This window comes from Frankia sp. Hr75.2 (assembly GCF_949319125.1).
In the GTDB taxonomy this organism is placed as follows: Bacteria; Actinomycetota; Actinomycetes; order Frankiales; family Frankiaceae; genus Parafrankia; species Parafrankia soli.
In genome coordinates, this window is the sequence record NZ_CASGGV010000166.1 from 1 (window position 1) to 15,981 (window position 15,981).

General features: G+C 73.2%; 17 protein-coding genes. 8 read left to right on the top strand and 9 right to left on the bottom strand.

Going from position 1 to position 15,981, the window contains the following annotated elements; all coding sequences use genetic code 11:
* On the bottom strand, positions 1-727 hold a 727-nt coding region (locus tag AC559T_RS13340; RefSeq protein ID WP_498868902.1), incomplete at its 3' end, for a 3-phosphoshikimate 1-carboxyvinyltransferase.
* A 26-nt stretch (positions 728-753) separates the two neighbouring features.
* Positions 754-1,560, bottom strand: a complete 807-nt coding sequence (locus tag AC559T_RS13345) for a methyltransferase domain-containing protein (RefSeq protein WP_020458602.1) — start codon at positions 1,558-1,560, stop codon at positions 754-756.
* A gap of 29 nt (positions 1,561-1,589) precedes the next feature.
* Between AC559T_RS13345 and AC559T_RS13350 the strand changes: the two genes are divergently transcribed.
* From AC559T_RS13350 to AC559T_RS13365, 4 genes are all read left to right on the top strand, one after another.
* Complete coding sequence (locus AC559T_RS13350; RefSeq protein ID WP_112107929.1) at positions 1,590-2,444, top strand: alpha/beta hydrolase family protein; 855 nt, start codon at positions 1,590-1,592, stop codon at positions 2,442-2,444.
* 211 nt (positions 2,445-2,655) lie between these two features.
* A complete protein-coding gene (locus AC559T_RS13355) occupies positions 2,656-3,468 on the top strand; it encodes a sigma-70 family RNA polymerase sigma factor (protein ID WP_020458604.1) in 813 nt (270 codons plus the stop codon).
* Entirely contained in the window at positions 3,465-3,749 is a 285-nt protein-coding gene (gene rsrA / locus AC559T_RS13360; RefSeq protein ID WP_020458605.1) for a mycothiol system anti-sigma-R factor, read from the top strand. The genes AC559T_RS13355 and rsrA overlap by 4 nt, the downstream gene beginning before the upstream one ends.
* 57 nt (positions 3,750-3,806) lie before the next feature.
* Positions 3,807-4,790, top strand: a complete 984-nt coding sequence (locus tag AC559T_RS13365) for an NAD-dependent epimerase/dehydratase family protein (RefSeq protein ID WP_071059374.1) — start codon at positions 3,807-3,809, stop codon at positions 4,788-4,790.
* A 43-nt stretch (positions 4,791-4,833) separates the two neighbouring features.
* Here the strand turns inward: AC559T_RS13365 and AC559T_RS13370 are convergent, their stop codons facing one another.
* Entirely contained in the window at positions 4,834-4,908 is a 75-nt protein-coding gene (locus AC559T_RS13370) for a 50S ribosomal protein bL37 (RefSeq protein ID WP_369299096.1), read from the bottom strand.
* Positions 4,909-5,006: 98 nt separating this feature from the next.
* On the bottom strand, positions 5,007-6,122 hold the full coding sequence (locus AC559T_RS13375) for a DUF5317 domain-containing protein (protein WP_498868903.1): 1,116 nt from the start codon (positions 6,120-6,122) through the stop codon (positions 5,007-5,009).
* A gap of 336 nt (positions 6,123-6,458) precedes the next feature.
* Here AC559T_RS13375 and AC559T_RS13380 point away from each other — a divergent pair, with 336 nt between their 5' ends.
* Positions 6,459-6,677 carry a biotin/lipoyl-binding carrier protein gene (locus AC559T_RS13380; protein ID WP_020458608.1) on the top strand — a complete coding sequence of 73 codons (219 nt, stop codon included), beginning with the start codon at positions 6,459-6,461 and terminating at the stop codon, positions 6,675-6,677.
* Positions 6,678-6,819: 142 nt separating this feature from the next.
* Entirely contained in the window at positions 6,820-7,008 is a 189-nt protein-coding gene (gene bsaP / locus AC559T_RS13385) for a biotin synthase auxiliary protein BsaP (RefSeq protein WP_083390623.1), read from the top strand.
* Between the two features lie 472 nt (positions 7,009-7,480).
* On the opposite strand, the gene bioB is transcribed toward bsaP, so the two are convergent.
* From bioB to AC559T_RS13400, 3 genes are all read right to left on the bottom strand, one after another.
* Complete coding sequence (bioB, locus tag AC559T_RS13390) at positions 7,481-8,560, bottom strand: biotin synthase BioB (RefSeq protein WP_112107920.1); 1,080 nt, start codon at positions 8,558-8,560, stop codon at positions 7,481-7,483.
* A gap of 195 nt (positions 8,561-8,755) precedes the next feature.
* Complete coding sequence (gene bioD / locus AC559T_RS13395) at positions 8,756-9,472, bottom strand: dethiobiotin synthase (RefSeq protein WP_071059377.1); 717 nt, start codon at positions 9,470-9,472, stop codon at positions 8,756-8,758.
* A complete protein-coding gene (locus AC559T_RS13400) occupies positions 9,469-10,818 on the bottom strand; it encodes an 8-amino-7-oxononanoate synthase (RefSeq protein ID WP_207912180.1) in 1,350 nt (449 codons plus the stop codon). Before AC559T_RS13400 ends, bioD begins: the two co-directional genes overlap by 4 nt.
* Positions 10,819-10,870: 52 nt before the next feature.
* On the opposite strand from AC559T_RS13400, the gene AC559T_RS13405 reads away from it, so the two are divergent.
* Positions 10,871-12,340, top strand: coding sequence for a sensor histidine kinase (locus AC559T_RS13405; protein ID WP_041253694.1), 1,470 nt, complete (start codon positions 10,871-10,873; stop codon positions 12,338-12,340).
* A 471-nt stretch (positions 12,341-12,811) separates the two neighbouring features.
* On the opposite strand, the gene AC559T_RS13410 is transcribed toward AC559T_RS13405, so the two are convergent.
* Entirely contained in the window at positions 12,812-13,060 is a 249-nt protein-coding gene (locus AC559T_RS13410; protein WP_018502284.1) for a WhiB family transcriptional regulator, read from the bottom strand.
* A 670-nt stretch (positions 13,061-13,730) separates the two neighbouring features.
* Between AC559T_RS13410 and AC559T_RS13415 the strand changes: the two genes are divergently transcribed.
* The gene (locus tag AC559T_RS13415; protein ID WP_498868904.1) at positions 13,731-14,681 is read left to right on the top strand and encodes a glycerophosphodiester phosphodiesterase; all 951 of its coding nucleotides are present in this window, start codon (positions 13,731-13,733) and stop codon (positions 14,679-14,681) included.
* A 105-nt stretch (positions 14,682-14,786) separates the two neighbouring features.
* Here AC559T_RS13415 and AC559T_RS13420 read toward each other — a convergent pair whose 3' ends face one another.
* Positions 14,787-15,884, bottom strand: coding sequence for a diacylglycerol/lipid kinase family protein (locus AC559T_RS13420; RefSeq protein ID WP_498868905.1), 1,098 nt, complete (start codon positions 15,882-15,884; stop codon positions 14,787-14,789).
* Between the last annotated feature and the right edge of the window lie 97 nt (positions 15,885-15,981).

Sequence of the window (15,981 nt, forward strand, 5' to 3'; positions counted from 1 at the left end):
CCCCGCCCCCCACCCCGGCCGCCCGCAGGTCGGCGACGGTCATGTCGAGGTACGGCCCGGACGGCAGGCGGTGACCGGCGTGGGTCACGGTCGCACCGCGCTCGAACCGCGCCGCGGCGAGCAGCAGGCCGGAGACGAGCTGGCTGGAATCCGACGCGTCGACCGTCACCGCCCCGCCGGAGACCGCCCCGGTGCCGCGCACGGTGAAGGGCATCCGGTCGCCGTCAATGTGGGCGCCCAGCTCGCGCAGCGCGCGCAGCAGCGGGGCGAGCGGGCGGTCCCGCATCCGGGGATCGCCGTCGAAGCGCACGTCCCCGCGGGCCAGTGTCGCCAGCGCGGGAGTGAAGCGCGCGACCGTTCCCGCGTTGCCGCAGTCGATCGCGGCCGTGCCCCGTACGGCGCCGACCGGGCCGGTGACGACGATGTCGGCGGCGCCCTGGTCCGCGCCCGGCTCACCCGGCCTGCCCGGCTCGGCGCCGCCTGGTGCGGCCTCGTCGGTCACCGTCGCGCCGAGCTCGCGCAGGGCGGCGGCCATCAGGACGGTGTCCCGGGAGCGCAGCGCCCCGCGCAGGCGGGAGACCCCGTCAGCCGCCGCGGCCAGCACGAGCGCCCGGTTTGTGCCGGACTTCGAGCCCGGCACGGTGACGGTCGCCCGGACCGGACCGGTCGCGACCGGAGCCGACCACGGGTCGCCCTGCCCGCGCTGCACTTCGGTGATGGTGGTCACCGTGCCAGCATGCCGGATTCCCGGCGCTAGTCGGGCCGGCGGGCCGAGGCGATCAGGTGAATACCGATTGACTCGCCCTCACGCTCGGCGGCGAGCTCGACCTCGGTGCGCACCAGGGTGGGGAAGCAGGAGACGTCCTCGGCGACGGCCCGGCGGACCGCCTCGGCGGAGAGCACCGTGCGCGGGCGGATCCAGTCGACCTCCAGACCGGCACTGGTGAGCAGGGCGCGCAGCTCCTCGGGCCAGAAGCACCGGGTGATGGTGCCGTCCTCGGCCGGGACGAGCACGACGTCCGCGCGCGGCACGTCGGACAGCTCCGCCCAGCGGTGCTGCTCGGCGAGCCGGGCGAGCCCGAGAAGCAGGGAGTCGACGCACAGCAGCAGCCGGCCGCCCGGCCGGAGCATGCGGTGGATCTCCTCGAGCGTGGTCTCGGTAGCCAGGCAGAACGACAGGGCCCGTGCCTCGGCGAGCACGGCGTCGAACGAGCCGGGACGGAACCAGTCCAGCGAGCGGGCATCACCGACGACCCGCCGCACGGCCCCCGGGCCGGGAGCGGGCTCGCTCTCGCCCGGCGTGTCCACGCTGCTGAGGCTCCCCACGACCCGGACCACCTCGTGCCCGGCCGCGACCATCTGGCGTGCGAATCTGGCCCGCGGGCCGGAGACGTCCAGGACGCGGACCGGATCGGCGGGCAGCCACTCCTTCAGCTGGGCCGAGGCGACCTCCTCGTAGAAGGCCCAGTAGGGGTCGTCACTGCCGGCGGGGGCCTCACACACCAGCGTGTTGGAGGACCCCCGGGACGAGTGAGTGTCGGCGTCGGGGCCAGACAACATGGACCGTTCCTACCCTTCAAGGGGCAATGATGCGAGGCACGTCACATGCGCAAGGTGAAATTCTGACAGATGTTCGGGCCGACCACGCAGTGTCCTTCCCGGGCGGCTCGGACGGAAGTGACCCGGCCGAGCCACCGGCGCCGGTCAGGGCGGCCGCGACGGCAGGCGAGGATCCCCTCCTTGTGGACGGTGGACGACTGCGGGTGGTTCCCGTCCCGCCACGCGCCGAGGTTGTCGGCACCGTCGTCCTCCTGCACGGGGCGGGCAGCGGCACCGACACGCCGGCGCTGACCGCGCTCACGGAACGCCTCACCGCCGCCGGGATCCGGGTGGCCGCCCTGGAGATGCCCTACCGGGTGGCCGGCCGGCGCGCCCCGGACCGCCCCGCCCGGCTGGACGCCGTGCTCACCGCGGCGGTCGCCGCGCTGGGCCCGCCCGACCGCCTGGCGCTGGCCGGGGCGTCGATGGGATCGCGGGTGGCGGTGCGCTGCGCCCGTGCCGTCGGTGCCCGCGCGGTGCTGGCGCTGGGCTTCCCGCTCGAGCCGCCGGGCGGGAAGCCGTCGCGCGGGCCGGAGCTGGCGGGGGCCGGCGTCCCCGTCCTCGTGGTGCAGGGATCGCGCGACGCCTTCGGCATGCCGGTGGCCGACCCGTCCTGCGGGATCAGGGTGCACGTCGTGGCGGGGGCCGACCACTCGTTCCGGGTGCGGGTCCGGGACGGCCGGCCCGTGGGGGAGGTGATCGGGGAGGCCGCGGAGGTGGGCGCGTCCTGGCTGCTCGCCCGCCTCGGGGACGAGCCCTCCGGCACGGTCGGGCACGAGCCCGGGGACACGGTCGGACATGAGCCCGGAGGCATGGTCGGAGACGGGCCCGGCGGCACGGCCTGAGCGCGCCGCGGCTGAGTGCTCACGTCTGTTTCGGTTACCCACCCGCGACCCGTTCGACCCACCTGACCCGCCAGGAATCGAGAACAGCACCCGCCGGGAATCGAGAACAGCCCGCGGTGGTTGGCGCCAGTGGGAAGCGCGGGAGGCCAGGCGTGGCCGGTGTCGCACGGAGGTGGTGCGACCGCCGGAGTGCCCGCGTCACGGAGGTTCGATGACGTTCCAGCACAGCACACCAGGCCCGCGCTCGCAGGATCGCCGGGTGACGGGGCCGGGCCGCGGGCGGCCGGTCGCCGCGCCGGTGCGCACCAGGGCGGTGGCGGGGGTATCGTCCGGCGCGGAGAGCGGTCCAGTCAGGACGGCAGCCGGCGGGCCGGCGATCGGTTCCCGGCGGGGCGAAGGAGTGATCCTGGTCGACGAGACCAACGACGAGTCCACCCAGGAGCGCGGCGCCCGGTTCGAGCGGGATGCCCTGCCGTTCCTCGATCAGCTCTACGCTGCCGCGCTGCGGATGACCCGCAACCCCGCGGACGCGGAGGATCTCGTTCAGGAGACCTTCGTCAAGGCATTCGCGGCCTTCCACCAGTTCCAGGAGGGAACCAACCTCAAGGCCTGGTTGTACCGCATCCTGACGAACACGTTCATCAACACGTACCGCAAGCGCCAGCGGCAGCCGCTGCAGAGCCCGACCGAGCAGGTCGAGGACTGGCAGCTCGCCGAGGCGGAGTCGCACACGTCCACCGGCCTGAAGAGCGCCGAGGCCGAGGCGTTGGAGCACCTGCCCGACAGCGACATCACCGAGGCGCTCCAGGCGCTGCCCGAGGACTTCCGGATGGCGGTCTATCTGGCCGACGTCGAGGGGTTCTCGTACAAGGAGATCGCTGAGATCATGGGCACTCCCATCGGTACCGTGATGTCACGGCTGCACCGTGGGCGGCGTGGTCTGCGAAAGTCGCTGGAGCAGTACGCGCTGGAGCGCGGGCTGGTTCCGGCGGGGTCTGCCGAGAACGAGGGCGGTGGGTCGTGAGCTGCGGAGGACCTCACAACATCGATTGCCGCAAGGTGCTCGACGCGGTCTTTCTTTACCTCGACGGGGAGTGCAACGACCCGCAGCAGCACCTGATCCGGGCACATCTCGACGAGTGCTCGCCGTGCCTGCGGGAGTTCGGGGTCGAACACGAGGTGAAAATGCTCGTCGCGCGCAAGTGCGGCGGGGAGCGGGCACCGGACTCGCTGCGGCTCAGCGTGCTGGCCCGGCTGCGCGCGGCCCGCACGGGCGCCGACGCGACCGAGTTCCGCCCCGACTAGGCGAGCGCCTCCCCGCTCGTGCGGGGAGGTCGGCAGCGGGCGGTTAGGCTGCCTGCTGTGCGTATCCTCGTCACCGGCGCGGCCGGTTTCATCGGTTCCACCGTCGTCGATCGGATGCTTGCTGACGGTCATTCGGTCGTGGGCATCGACGACCTGTCGTCCGGGCGCATGGAGAATCTCGCGCAGGCGGCGGCCGATGCCCGGTTCTCGTTCGAGAAGGGCGATATCACGTCGCCCGATCTCGGTGACTTCGTCGCCCGGGTCCGCCCCGACGCGGTGGCTCATCTCGCGGCGCAGATCGACGTCCGGATCAGCGTCGCCGACCCGCTGCTCGACGCCCGGCTGAACGTTCTCGGCACGATCAACCTGCTGGAGGCGGCCCGGGCCGCCGGGGTGGCGAAGGTCATCCACACCTCGTCCGGCGGGTCGATCTACGGCACGCCGGCCGCGCTGCCCGTCGACGAGTCCGTGCCGCCCGCGCCCGAGTCGCCGTACGCGGCCGGGAAGGCCGCCGGCGAGCTGTACCTCAACGTGTACCGGGTGACCTACGGTGTCGCGACGACGGCGCTGGCGCTCGGGAACGTCTACGGGCCCCGCCAGGACCCGCACGGCGAGGCCGGGGTGGTCGCCATCTTCGGCACCGCCATGCTCGAGGGGCGCCCGACCAAGATCTTCGGTGACGGGACGACCAGCCGGGACTACGTCTTCGTCGGGGACGTCGCCGACGCCTTCGCCCGGTGCGTGCCGGCCCAGGCGGCCAACGGCCTGCGGATCAACATCGGGACCGGCGCCGAGACCACCGTTCTCGACCTGCACAGCCGCATCGCGCGGGTGGTCGGGGTGCCGGACGAGCCCCAGTTCGCCCCGCCGCGCCCCGGCGAGCTGCAGCGCATCAGCCTGGACGTCGGCCTCGCGGAGCGGGAGATCGGCTGGCGGCCGCGGATGGACCTGGACGGCGGGCTCACCCGGACCGTCGACTGGATCCGGGCCCGGATCAGCGCCCACGCCGCCGCCTCCGGCTCGGCCGGCGTGACCGGCTGACGAGACCGGGCGGGAGCGCTGGGCGTCCCACCCGGTCCACCTGTCAGGTGTTCGGGCGCTTGCCGTGGTTGGCCTTGCTCTTCGCCCGCGCGCGCCGCTTGCGCTTCTTCTTCGCCATCATGAACTCCTCTCCGCCGCTCTGAGCACATGGTCGCTCTGGGCACATACTGCCAGCCGCCGGCTGCCGCGCAGCGGCGGCGGACCCGGCTGGTCGGCCTACTCGGCGGCGTGGCCGCTGTCGACGGGGCGGGCGAGGCCGCTGGTGGGGCCGGAGTCCGGGCCCGCGCCGGCGCGTCCGCCGAGCCTGGTCCCGTCGCCGGGCGGGGGCCCGTCACCGCCCGGATGATCGTCGGCGGGTTCGCGGCCGGGCGGCACGTCCCCCGCTCCGGGGCGCTCCGGCGCGGCCGTGGCGCCCACGGGTCCGGCCGGGTCGTCCGCGGGCCCGGTCATGGCGGGAACGAGCCGTGGCGTGCCGTCCCGCTCCGTGTGCTCGTCGCCGGGCGGGCCCTCGGCGAGCGGCTCCTCGGCCGACGGGTCCTGGTCCAGGACGTATCCGTCGTCCTCACGGTCCCCGTCCCGCCCGTCGCTCTCGAGCCCGTCACCCTCGTGATCCCTGACGTCCTCGTGGTCTCTGCCGTGCCCGTCGACGCGGGGTCTCTCGTCTTCGAGGTGCTCGTCGTCGAGGTGTCCCTCGTCGTCGCCGGGCCCGTCGCCGTCGCCGTCGCTGTCGTCCGCGCCGTGTCCGTCGGTGTCCGGTGCGCCAGCGGCCCGCCGGGGTCGGGCGAGGCCGGCGGCGAGCCGGGCCTGCAACGTCCGCCGTGCCCGCACCGGTGCCACCGCGCCGAACATGCCCAGGCCGGCGGCCATGAGGACGTCCCCGAGGCTCACCACGGCCGGTGCGCCCGGCGTCGGGAGCGGCAGGATGTCACTGATCAGGCGCAGCGACGTGTCCCCTCCCGCCACCGTGTGGAAGTGCGAGTCGTGGATGCTCTGGACCGATACGCCGGCCCGGTCGGCGGCCCACGCCGAGACCGGCATGTCCCCGCTGTTGGCGCTGATCACGAGCGCGTTGAGCAGCACGCCGGCGCACAGCAGCGGAAGGCCGGGGAGCCGCCGGTTGGCCACGGCGACGACCACCAGACCGGCTGACGCGAGGATCCAGGCCGGGCTGTGCAGTGCTCCGACGAGCCTGCCGACGGCCAGCACGACCAGTACGCCGACGAACAGCCAGGGCCTGGCGACGTGGACGCGACTGAGGGCGTCGAGGGTTCCGCCCCTCGCGAGCCCCACGGCCAACCCGCACAACAGGGTCAGGAGGAGGAGTACGAGCACATCCGTAAGTGTGGAGGGTCGCCGCTCGATCGCGCAGCACCGCCCGCCGGTGTGACCCTTCCGCGACGGGCCCGGGACGCAGCGGCGCCGACGACGGCGCCGACGACGAGGTCGCGGCCCGTGCCCGCGTGGGCGCCCGATCCGGCGCCGCGCACCGGCATGGCCCGGGGGTGTGGGGTCGTCCTCCCAGCCGGGCGCGGCCCCGCCGCGGGTCGTCCGGATGGCGCGTCGGGTCGATTGCGATCCTGCGCCGACCCGGCGGCTACTACGCTCACATCAGCCGGCGCCGCAGCGCGGTCGACCGGGAGAGCGGTCGACGTGGAGAAGGGGATTCCGATGTCCGAGGAAGTCCGTGCCGAGATGGTCGCCAACGTCTGGAAGGTCGTCGTCGGTGTCGGCGACTCGGTCGCGGCGGGTGACGCCCTGGTAATCCTCGACTCCATGAAGATGGAGATCCCGGTGATCAGCGAGGAGGGCGGCACCGTCGCCAGCATCGCCGTCAACGAGGGCGACGTCGTGCAGGATGGGGACCTGATCGCCGTCGTCGACTCCTGACCGGTCACCGGTGACATGCTGCGCGGGTGACATGCTGCCGCCGGTGGCCCGCGACGGCCCGGCAGGCAGGCCACCGGTGGTGACGTGACGGCGCGGACTTCCCGCCGCCGGTCGCGGGCCGGGTGCCCTAGGCTGCTCTGTCATGGAGGCCTCGTTCTGCGACCGGTGTGGCCAGCTCGCGAGCATTGGCAGTCATGACGTCTGCGCGCGGGCGCGCGCGCTGGAACCACCGCGGTACTGCTCGTCCTGCCGGCGTCGCCTCGTCGTCCAGGTGACCCCGCTGGGCTGGAGCGCGCGCTGCGCCGAGCACGGGACGTCGGTGTCGGCCTGACCCGTGGCCGCTTCCCAGCCTTGGCCGCGGGGCCGGGCTCGTCCCGCTACCCGGCCCTGGGTCGGTGGCGGGGCTCGTGGTCTGGACGAGTAGTCCGACAGTTTCGCCCTCGGTGCCGACCGTCCAGGCTCCGGTTCGCTTCCGCGCGCTCGGCTACTCGCCGTTTGGTTTCTTTCTCGCCGTTTCAGACGGCACGCCCTGCGACGTTCGCTCTGGGAGGGCGAGAAGGATGTCAAACGGCGAGCAGGCCATCCCGACGTGTAGGGGTTTTGTCCGATAAATGACGGCTGGCCGTGCCGTGGTCACCACGAACCACGGTCGACCGCGGTGCTCCGCGGAACACCCGAACTCCCGCGAGCCGTGGTCACCACGAACCACGGTCGACCGCGGTGCTCCGCGGAACACCCGAACCGGACACGAACCCCCGATGATAGATCAACATTAGGGTGACGGAAGGTCCGGACTCACTTGCTCAGAGCGTGGCCTGCAGGGACTTGATCGGCATCCGCAGCTCGGTGAGCATGGCCAGGTCGCTCTCCGGATTCTTGCCGAGCGTGGTCAGGTAGTTCCCGACGATCACCGCGTTGATGCCGCCGAGCATTCCCTGGACATCCAGGTCGCCCAGCGTGATCTCGCGCCCGCCGGCGTAGCGCAGGATCGTGCGGGGCAGCGCCAGCCGGAACGCGGCGATGGTACGCAGGGCCTCGCGTGAGTCCACCGCGGGCAGGTCACCGAACGGGGTGCCGGGTCGCGGGTTGAGGAAGTTCAGCGGCACCTCGTCCGGCTCCAGAGCGGCGAGCTGGGCGGCCAGCTCGGCGCGCTGTTCGAGGGACTCGCCCACACCGATGATCGCGCCGCAGCACAGCTCCATCCCGGCGGCGCGGACGAGCTCGCAGGTCTCCCAGCGCTCCTCCCAGCTGTGGGTGGTGACCACCTTCGGGAAGTGCGAGCGCGCCGTCTCCAGGTTGTGGTTGTAGCGGTGCACGCCCAGGCCGGCGAGCTCGTCCACCTGCTCCTGGGTGAGCATGCCGAGCGAGCAGGCGACGTTGATGTCGACGGCCGCCCGGATCGCCGCCACGCCCTCGCGGATCTGCTCCATCAGCCGCTGGTCGGGGCCGCGGACCGCGGCGACGATGCAGAACTCGGTGGCGCCGGTGGCCGCCGTCGCCTTCGCCGCCTCGACCAGGGACGGGACGTCCAGCCAGGCGGAGCGCACGGGGGAGTCGAAGCGGCCGGACTGGGAGCAGAAGTGGCAGTCCTCGGGGCAGCCGCCGGTCTTGAGGCTGATGATGCCCTCGACCTCGACCTCCGGCCCGCACCAGCGCAGCCGCACCTCGTGGGCGAGCGCGAGCAGGTCGCCCAGTGCCTCGTCCGGCAGCTGGAGGACCGCGAGCACGTCCTGTTCGTCGAGGCCGCGCCCCTCGTCGAGCACCTGCCGGCGGGCACGGGCGAGAATGTCGTCGTCGACGGGTCGGGGTGCCTCGGTGACGTTGGTGGTCTCGACGGTCGGGGACGCTTCCGCGGTCGCGGGCGTGGTCACAGGTGCGGTCACAGGTGATCTCCATCAGGAGGTCGTGCCGGCGGCGTGGCTCGCGGCCAGCGGTCGGGCTGGACGTCCGTCTTCTCGTATCAGCGGTCGGGTGGCGGGGGTTGTGGCCGGCCGGGGCCGGTCGATCCGCGCCGAGACCATTGTTCAGTCATCCTCGTGACTCGTGCCCGTGTTGTGACGTGAGTCCGGCCGGGGTCGTCACACGGCGTACCGGCGTCGGAACTCCGCGGCGTTGAATGCGCCGCCGAGGGCCGGTTCGAGCGAGGATCGCGCGATCTGCAGGAACTGCCCGGTGCCGAGCAGCCCGGCCCCGGCCGGCACCGCCCCGGCCAGCGGCCGCGCGGCGAGCAGCTCGAGGTCGACGATGTTGCTGCGCGCGGCCAGGTCGGGCTCGGCCGGCCAGGAGCCCACGACGATGCCCGCCAGGTCGAGCCCGCGGTTGGCCATGACCTCCAGGGTGAGCGCCGTCGCGTTCAGCGTGCCGAGCCCGGCGGTCGTGACCACGAGAACCGGTGCCGCCAGCGTCCGGGCCAGGTCGGCGAGGGTGGAGCCGTCGTGGTCGTACCGGACGAGCAGACCGCCGGCGCCCTCGACGAGGACCAGCCCGCGGTCGGCCTGCAGCCGCCGCACCGCCACCGCCACCGTGCCGAGGTCGGGCGTGGGCAGGCCGGCCCGCCGCGCGGCGCTCACCGGCGCCAGCGGGTCGGCGTACCGGCTGAGCTCGTGCACGTCGTCGACCCCGGAGAGGTCCCGGACGAGGTCGACGTCGCCCAGCTCGCCGGCCCGGACGCCGGTCTGCGCCGGCTTGACCACGGCGACCGCCGTCCCCCTGTCCGCGGCGAGGGCGGCGAGGGCGGCGGTCACCACGGTCTTGCCGACCTCCGTCCCGGTGCCGGTGACGATGAGCACGCTCACGGCGCGGGGAACCGGCCGATGGCGTCGGTGATCACGCCGACCGCGCGGCTCACATCGGCCTCGGTGAGGTCGGCGCGGGCCGCCACCCGCAGCCGGCTCGTCCCGGCGGGGACCGTCGGGGGCCGGAAGCAGCCGACGGCGACCCCGGCGTCGCGGCAGGCCGCGGCCACCGAGACGGCCCGCTCGGGATCGCCGAGCACCACCGACACCACCGCGCCGGCCGGCTCCGGGGCCCCGGTCGCGGCGGCGATCTCCCGCGCCCGCCGCTGGACCCGCTCCGGCAGGTCCGGGTGTCGGGTGAGCAGCCGCAGCGCCGCCAGTGCGGAGCCCGCGCACGCCGGCGCCAGCCCCGTGTCGAAGATGAACGTCCGGGCGGTGTCGATCAGGTGGTCGCGCAGCGCGGCCGGCCCGAGGACGGCACCGCCCTGGCTGCCCAGCGACTTGGAGAGGGTCACGGTGGCGATCACGTCCGGCTCGCCGGCCAGCCCGGCCGCGGCGAGCGCCCCGCGCCCGCCCGGGCCCACGACGCCGAGCCCGTGCGCCTCGTCGACGAGCAGGACGGCGCCGTGTCGCCGGGCGACCGCGTGCAGGGCGGCCAGCGGGGCGAGATCGCCGTCCGCGGAGAAGATCGAGTCGGTGAGGACGAACGCGCGCCGCCAGGAACGTGTGGCCAGCGCCTCGTCGACCGCATCGACGTCCGAATGTGGCGTGACCAGGACGTCCGCGCGGGACAGCCGGCAGGCGTCGACCAGTGAGGCGTGGTTGCGCTCGTCGGAGAGCACCAGGTCACCAGGCCCGGTGAGGACGGTCAGCATCGCCAGGTTGGCGGCGTAGCCCGAGGAGAAGACGAGCGCGGAGCCGAAGCCGAGGTGCTCGGCGAGCGCGGACTCGAGCTCCCCGTGCAGCGTCGTGGTGCCGCTGACCAGCCGGCTGCCGGTGGACCCGGCGCCGAACGCGCGCAGCGCGGCGATGCCGCCCTCGACCACCTCCGGATGGCGAGCCAGCCCGAGGTAGTCGTTGCCGGCGAGGTCGAGCAGGAGATCACCGTCGGTCCACGGCTGCAGCGAGCCGTGTGCGGGCAGCGCCGGCGCGCCCGTGGGCCCGCGCTCGGCGCGGGGCGCCCGGGGGCGCAGCACGCGGTGCAGCCCGGCCTCGGCCCGCAGCCGGGCCGCCTCGCCCAGCCAGCCGAGCGGGGCGGGGCTGTTCGCGTGGCTGGTCGCGCCGCCCGCGGGGCCGGGCACGGTGCCGGCGGGGCTGGCCGGGACGCCGTCCGATGCGTCGGCCGAGGTCGCGGATGGGGTGGTGATGGTGCTGTCGGGCGTCACGTCGGCGAGCGTACGGCGCATTCCGGCCCGGCCGCCCGGCACGCCCACCACGGCGTCTGGCAGTCTGCGTCCCGTGGGAACCCTCGCCGACGCCCTGCGAGCGAGCACCGATCTCAGCGGCGACGACATCGACCATCTCCATGCGCTCGTCGCGGACTGGGCCCTGCTCGCCGATCTGTCCTTCGCGGACCTGCTGCTGCTTGTCCCGGTGCGGTCCGGCTCGGTGCGGGCGGGGCACGCCGGCGGCATGGAGTTCCAGGTCGTCGCGCAGGTACGTCCCACGACCGGACCCACCGCGTATCACAACGACGAGGTCGGCAGCGTCGTCATCAACCGGTGGGTCGTGCAGAACGCCTGGCGCGAGCACCGGATCGCGCGGGAGGGTGAGCCCGAGTGGGACGGCGGGGTGCCGGTGCGCACCGAGGCGATCCCGGTGCGCCACGGCGACCGGGTGATCGCCGTCCTGGCCCGGGACACCAACCTCGCGACGACCCGGACGCCGAGCGCGCTGGAGTCCGCCTACCTGCAGGGCGCGAACAACCTGGCCCTGATGATCGCCGAGGGTGCGTTCCCGTTCCGGGGCAGCTCCGCCGAGCTGCCCGAGGCGCCGCGGGTCGGTGACGGCATGATGCGCCTCGACGGCGCCGGCAAGGTGATCTTCGCCAGCCCGAACGCGCTGTCGGCGTACCGCCGGCTCGGCCACACCGGGAACGTCACCGGTGAGGACCTGCGCACCGTGCACCGCGCGCTCAACCTGCCGGCCACGACACCCGCGGTCTGGCACGCGATCAGCCGGCGCCGGCCGGTCGAGGTCGAGATCGAGGTGGGCAGCACGGTCGTGCTGCTGCGGGCCATCCCGCTCTTCCCCGGCGCGATCCGCGAGGTGCTGGTCCTCGTCCGCGACGTCTCGGAGCTGCGGCGCCGGGAGGCCCAGCTGCTGAGCAAGGACGCGACGATCCGGGAGATCCACCACCGGGTCAAGAACAACCTGCAGACCGTGGCGGCGCTGCTGCGCCTGCAGATGCGCCGGACGAAGGCGGACGAGGCCCGCGACGCGCTGCGCGAGTCGGTGCGCCGGGTGACCTCGATCGCCGTCGTCCACGAGACGCTCTCCCAGACGCTGGGGGAGTCCGTCCCGTTCGACGAGATCGCCGACCAGATCACCTCGGTGACCGTCGACCTCGCGTCGACCGGGACCCGCGCGACGACCAGGCGGATCGGGTCGTTCGGCCGGCTTTCGGGCGAACTCGCCACACCGTTGGCCCTTGTGCTCTCGGAACTTCTGCAGAATGCTGTCGAACATGCGTTCGATGGATCGTCGGGAGCGATCGAGCTCCGCGTGCGGCGCGCCGAGGACCGCCTCGACGTCGTGGTCGCCGACGACGGCGCCGGCCTGCCGGACGACTTCCAGCTCGAGCACTCACCCCGGCTCGGGCTGCAGATCGTCCGTCAGCTGGTGCTGGGCGAGATGCGCGGGACCATCCGGCTGCAGGCCGGTCCGGCACGAGGGACCGAGGCGCTCCTGTCGATCCCACTTTCTTGAAGTTGTGTGTTTGGGCCTCGCTGGCGCGGGTATGCAGGCCAATGTGTCCTCTGTTCACGATCCGCGTACGGCGGTCGTGTCGTCGCCGCAGGGCGGTCGTGGCGCATCGGGCGCCGCCGATGGTGCCGGCGGGGAGGCCGAGTACCCCGAAGGGGATGCCGACCCGAAAGATTTTTCGGCCGCTCCGTCCGGGTCCGCGCAGGGGTGTGCGCCGGACCAGCGGACAGAGCGGCCGATGGTGATGCGTATCGTGAATCTCGCCTCGGGCATGCGTCGATCGACCCGCGAGCGGATGGGAACGGACCACTGCGTGGCTCCGCAGTGGACATCCGGTCCGTCCGTACGCGGACAGGCGGTTCACGATCATTGTTCGGTTGTGTGCGGCCTACCTCAGGTAGGCCTGATCGGTCCTGATGCCGACCGGCTCGATCGCGCCCAGTGTGGGGCGCCCCGGGCTTGGGCGGTCCGGACTCAGGCGGTCCGGACTCTCAGCCGCACCTGGCGCTTGAGCGTCCGACGTTCATCCTCGCTCAACCCGCCCCAGACGCCGGAATCCTGCCCGGTGTCCAGTGCCCAGTTGAGGCAGTCACTAGTGACTGCGCACCGCCTGCAGACGGCCTTCGCCTCTTCGACCTGGCGTTCTGCCGGACCGGTCGTACCGATCGGGAAGAAGAGCTCGGGGTCCTCTTCACGGCAGAGCGCTCTGTGGCGCCAGTCCATGCGTACTACTCCCTCTCTCGTCTCGGGTCACACTGCACATCAGACGCTCGGTGAGCCGCCTTGGTTGCGTCGCGTCCCAGAAGAAAATTCCGGATGTCTGATCGGGTCGCGGCGACCGGGGCTTGTGCGAGTGCATGTGTGCGGACCCAACTGCACGTGCATCCACCTCGGACATTCGCCACCCTCCCACCGGAACGGGCAGGGGCGCAAGAACCTGCATGGTCCGTCACGCCCGGTCTGGCCGCTACCTGTCCGACGGGGACACAAGCGGACCAAGGATCACCCTGCCCTACGTCGGCCGGTGGTCATCACGAGTGGATCCCGTGGTTTGTAGTACTTCGAGGACCTTCGGATCATGTTGAATCGTTGTGGCGTAACGATGGGTCGGCTCGCCCCGCAGGGTCAAACGATGTTGGCCTGTCGGGTGATGCCGGTTAGTCATCTCGTGCTAGGCTGCCCTCTTGGTGTCGATCTGGCTGTCGCCGTGTGGAGTGGCGCGGTCGGCCGGCGTAGCACTGAGGACCACGCAGGCAACCGCGCTGACAGCGGGGCATACGACCAGCACGTGAACTGACCGCAGGTAACCGACGGCAGGTGAGTCGCGGAACACCCGACCGATCCACTCTCCACGCGGCGTGACCGCATGGAACGGACCGCGCAGGATGGGGCGATGGAGGTTCTGGGCCATCGTGGAAGCCGGACACCCGGTCCGGAGAACACGCTCGAGGCGGTAGACGCCGCGTTACGGGCAGGTGCGGACGGCGTCGAGCTCGACGTGCGCCGCAGCGCCGACGGCGACCTGGTGTGTGTGCACGACGCGCGGCTGCCGCGGTTGGGCGGTCGGGCCGTCATCCGCCGGTCGACCAGTGAGCTCGCCAGCCGTGGCATCCCACTGCTGACCGAGATGCTCGACGTCTGGGACGGCCGTGGCCGCCTCATCCTGGAGATCAAGAACCAGCCGGGCCAACCGGATTTCGACGCTCCACGCGAGCGGACGGCCCGCGCGCTCATCGAGCTGCTGCGGGCTCGCGGGCTGCCGGGCTCCTCCGTCACCGGCGCGCACCTCGATCAGGCGACAGCGCCGGCCCCTGGTGCGCCATCCGACGTCGACCCACAGCTCGCCCAGCTGGCCGCCGGTGCGCCGCCCGGCCCCGGTACGCCATTCGCGAACGGAGCGCTTCCCGCGAACGGAGCGCTTTCCGCGCCCGGCTCGGCGGGTGGGCCGGCCGGCGAATCGAGTGGGTCGAGCTCCACCGGGAACCCGGCGCCGGCAAGCCGATCTGTGTCGGGAATCACAGTCTCGTCCTTCGACTGGTTCGCGATCGAGGCGATCCGCGACGCCGGGCTCGGCGTCGCGACCGCGTTCCTCACGATGCCGCGGATGTCGGTGAGCGGCGGGGTCGCCTACGCCCGCTCGGCGGGCCACACGGAGCTGCACGCGCACGTGTCCGCCGTGCTGGGCGTGACCGACGCGGTCCCGCGCGCGCGGCGGGCCGGCCTCCGCCTCGTCACCTGGACGGTCACCGACCCGGCGACGGCGATCGAGCTGCGCGACGCCGGTGTGGACGGCGTGATCTGTGACGACCCCGTGGGCGTCGGCCAGGCGCTGCGGCGCCCCTGAGCGGGCGCTCTCAGCCGGCTCAGGGGCCTCGGTTGCCTCACCGCCTCAGGCGCCTTCAGTCGGCTCAGGTGACGACGCTCAGGAGCCTCGGGCGATTCGGTCGGGCTAGGCGATGACGCGCAGTGCCCGCGGGTGGTCGGTGAGCTCCACCAGCTCGAAGTTCCCCAGGACCTCGCCGTCCATCTGCACCGCGACCGGCTGATCGGCCCGCAGGGTCACCGCCGCCGCGTCGTGCAGCGTGACGACGTTGCGCCCCCGGGGGGTCGGCTCGTCGCCCAGCATCTGGAGCCCCGTCCGCAGCACGCTCGACAGCCTGGCGCGGCGCAGCCCCACCAGGTCGAGGCCGGTGTCGAAGGAGGCCTCCGGGCAGGCGGCGACCGGCCGGTTGTTCAGGTAGGTCCAGGGCCGGGTGTTGCAGACGATCGCGAGCGACACCTCGACGGGCTCACGGCCCTGCGCCCCGGGCTCGGAGTGGTCGACAGCCGCCCCGCCGGTCTCCCCGGTGCCGGCCGCCCCGCCGGCCTCGGTGTCCCGCGAGTCGCCGTCAGCCGCGTCGCCGTCAGCCGCGTCGCCGTCGGGCGCCGCGCGCCCGGTGGCCACCCCACCCAGGATGCCGCCCGCCGCGGTGATGCTGATCGCCGGGCCGGAGCGCCCGACCCGGCGGACGAGCTCGGCGGTCGCGCAGCGCAGGAAGAGCCCGGCGGTGCTGCGACGTCCCTTGTCACGGCGACGCTCGACCGCGGCGACCACATCGGCGTCGAGACCCATGCCGAGGCAGAAGGTGAAGTAGCGGGTCTGGTCGCCGTACCGGGCCCGGCCCACGCTCACCTGCCGGGAGCGGCCCTCGCGCAGCGCGGCAAGCAGCTCCCCGGTGGCCTCCACCGGCGACGCCGAGTACCCGAGCGCTCGGGCGAAGACGTTCGTGCTCCCGCCCGGGACGACGGCGAGTGCCGGGCCCTCGCCCGCCGGGCCGCTCTCGACCAGGCCGTTGACGATCTCGTTCACGGTGCCGTCGCCACCGAGGACGATCACCACGTCGATGCCGAGCTCGCGGGCCCGGGCACCCAGCTCCAGCCCGTGGCCGCGCCCCTTGGTGACCACCGTCTCCAGGGCGACGTCCGCGGCGAGAGCGGTGGCGAGCACGTCGCGGACCCGCTCGGTAGTGGTGGTCGCGACCGGATTGACGACCAGCAGCCCGCGCATGCCAATACGGTAGCCTGCGCAACCATTCCGGGCGTCGGCTGGGAAAACTCTCACACCGTCCGTGCGGATCCCGCGCCGTGGCGTGGGCCTCGCGGCG